Below are 3,375 nucleotides of genomic sequence, written 5' to 3'. Positions count from 1 at the left end.
AAATAAACTTTTACTTCTAAAAGAGATAAAAGATTTTAAAATTAGTTTTTATAAATCTCCAAATATAGAAAAATATAAAAAATTATTTAACATTCTTAAAAAAGAAAATCCAAACGTTAAACATACCTATTCAATTTTTATAAAACTTGATATTCTTTTTCTATTTGACAATATAGATAAAATACTATTTTTAGATGTAGACCAAATTGTTCTTACAAGAATAAATAAGCTATTTTCTTTAGACTTAAAAGATAATTATCTTGCCGTTTTTCAGCATCCTAAATATTGCTGCCAAAGATATCTAAAATATAAAGATTTATCAAACTTTTTAATCAACGATTGCGGGTTTAGCGCCGTAGAAGAAAATTATTTAGCTGGAGATTGCGTCATGTATAATTTGAAATTGATTAGAGAAAATAAAGATTATTCTGAAATTAATAAAGCGATAGAACAATGTTTTTATAATTATAATAAAGCTATATTTACCGAAGAGCATATACTTTTATTTATTTTTAGAACTAAAATTATGCGCGTAGATTTTAATCTAAACGAAACCAAAAATCCCCCCGAAGATTATCAAGACTGGGATACGAGACAACTAAAATTTTTACATTTTACGGGGAAAAGAATAAATTCTTATCTACAAGCTGACTATAACGGATGTTTTGATAGCGCTTATCAAACTTTTTGGAATTATTTTCAATTGACTCCTTTTTTCAAAGAAAATTTTATAGAATATATGAATGTATTTACTTCTCATACGAGGAAAATTTTTATAGAATTGAATCAAATTAAAAATGAAATTGAAAATATAAAATATTCGCTTCAAAAAATAATTGATAATATAGCTTGGTGGATACCTATTAAAAGTTTAAGAAATACTTTTAGAAATAAATTCTTTGATAAATTCATAGGGGGGGGGTAAATAATGGCTTTAAATTTTTATATCATATCAATTTTAGATTAAATTTAAAAGATGCGTAAATTACATAAATCAAATATAAATCGAAATAAAATAAATAATCTTTAAATATTTGCGAGGTTAAAAAATTATGGATAAAAAAATAATAGACGATATAGTTTGGTATATTCCATTTAAAAAATTAAGAAACGCTTTAAGAGAATATTTAATAGAAATTCTAAATAAATTGAATAATAATGCCGAAACGACTTCAAATGATAATAACATAATTAACAAAGATATACCTTATTATTCAAGACCTATAGAAGAATATTATTTTTTACAAAATAGAAGAAAAGAAGGAATAGAAAAAAGAAAATCCTACGATATTAAGGATGATAAAGATATAGATTATTTGCTGAACTATAACATTCTGCATAAACTAAAAGAAATAGATTTAAAAAATAAAATAAAAAATGGCAAAAAAGTAAGGGTATGTTTTTTACTTGATGAAATATCCAGGTTATATTTTGAATCTATATATTATGAAATGAAAAACTGTGAATTTTTTGAACCTTTTATATATTTTATAAGCTATAATAGCAAACTATTCAACGATAATACCGTATATCAAAAAAAATATATTGAAGATTACGAATATTTGAAATCAAAAAACTATGATATAAAAATGGGCATAGATGTCAAAAATTCTCATTTAATACCTCTGGAAAATTTTTCTCCCGATATACTTTTTTATAGTTGCCCGTATCTTAATTATGACAATACGGAATTAACAAATTTATTTTTGAATATAAATTATTTAACTTGCTACATAACTTATAGCTTAAATAATATAAATATCTACGATTATAATTATAACAATAAATATATTAATACCTCATGGAAAAACTTCGTAACTACAAAAATAGATTATTATGAATTCGTAGATTATTCGGTTCATTACGGGTTTAACTGTATATTATCTGGATATCCTAAATTTGATAGCTACATGGAAGATTTAACAAAATATAAGCTTCCCCAAAAATTAGATAATGGAAATCCCATAGTAATTTATGCGCCTCATCATTCTGTAAGATATGAATTTACGAATATAAACTTATCTACTTTTCATATCTATTATAAATATTTTTTCGATTTGGCTAAAAATAATAAAGACATTAATTTTGTTTTTAAGCCTCATCCTAATTTGTTATCCAGTATAAAAAAATATGATGATGGAGCGGGCATGACACAAAAAGAATATTTAAATTATTTTGACGCTTGGAATAATTTACCTAACGGCTTATGCGTTACAAGCGGAGATTATATAAACTTATTCAGAAAAAGTTCGCTTTTAATAACCGATTGTTGCTCTTTTATATCGGAATATCTGCCTTCAAAAAATCCATGCATTTATTTGGTTAATCCAGAAAGGGATAAAGCCACATATATGGAGAGTTTTAGTTTCATTGGAAGAAAAATAATTGAAACTTATTATTTGGCTCATAACGAACAAGAAATACAAAGTTATTTTGAGAATATTATAAAAAATAATATTGACCCAAAAAAACATGATAGAATTAAAATGTCAGAAGAAAGTTTTATTAATATTGGAAGCGCAGGCAAATTTATAACCCAATATTTAAAAAATTTACTTACGGATAATATTAATAATAAAGCCTCTATAATTATTGATGATAAAGAATATTGGAATGAATTTTATAATAAAAACAGTTTGCCGTTTGAAAAGTCGGATTTTGCCGAGTTTGTCTTAAATAATTATATAGAAAGAGAAAGGAAAAGTTTAATAGAAATGGGATGCGGGAACGGTAGAGACAGCATATATTTTTCAAAGAATGGAGTTAAGGTTATCGGAGTCGACCAAGCCGAAAATGAAATAAAATTTCTTAATAGTAAATTCAAAAATGATAATATAGAATTTTTATGCGGAGATTTTACAAACCTTAATTTAAAAAAGAATTTCGATTATGTCTATAGCAGATTTACAATTCATTCAATAACCGAAGATGGAGAAGATAGATTATTAAATTGGGCGTTTTCTAATTTATACAATGGAGGAAATATTTTTATAGAAGCAAGAAGTATAAGAGACGATTTATATAACGAAGGGACAAAAATAAGCAAAACCGAAAACTTCACAGACCATTATAGAAGATATATAAATAAAGATACTTTAATAAATAAATTAAAGAAAATAGGATTTCAGATAATATACGAAATCGAAAGCAAAGGTTTAGCCGTATATAAAAGCGAGGACCCTTATATAGTTAGAATTGTAGGCAAAAAAATAATATAATAAATAAAATCTCAAGCAAAAAATATTTTAAAATAGCGGAAAATTAAAAATAAATTATTTACTTTAAACAAATTATATTATAAACTCTAATAATCAATTTTAAGATTTGAAAATTATAAATCAATAATAAATATTATGAAAAGTTGTAAATTAGAAT

General features: G+C 23.9%; 2 protein-coding genes. Both read left to right on the top strand.

Features of this window, described 5'->3' with window-relative positions:
• Positions 1-925, top strand: a 925-nt coding sequence (locus tag EZH24_RS08960; RefSeq protein WP_137998819.1) for a glycosyltransferase, incomplete at its 5' end; no start/stop codon positions are given.
• A 127-nt stretch (positions 926-1,052) separates the two neighbouring features.
• Positions 1,053-3,218: a class I SAM-dependent methyltransferase gene (locus EZH24_RS14920; RefSeq protein WP_137998818.1), complete on the top strand. Its 2,166-nt coding sequence runs from the start codon at positions 1,053-1,055 to the stop codon at positions 3,216-3,218.
• Positions 3,219-3,375: the final 157 nt, after the last annotated feature.

The organism is Brachyspira catarrhinii, assembly GCF_005518285.1.
Taxonomy (GTDB): domain Bacteria; phylum Spirochaetota; class Brachyspiria; order Brachyspirales; family Brachyspiraceae; genus Brachyspira; species Brachyspira catarrhinii.
The sequence above is the reverse complement of the archived record's forward strand: the minus strand, read 5'-3'. Positions and strand labels throughout refer to the sequence as shown.

What these genes read in the sequence shown, in the direction of transcription:
- EZH24_RS14920 (WP_137998818.1), top strand. Translation starts at nt 1,053, where the DNA reads ATGGATAAAAAAATAATAGACGATATAGTTTGGTATATTCCATTTAAA.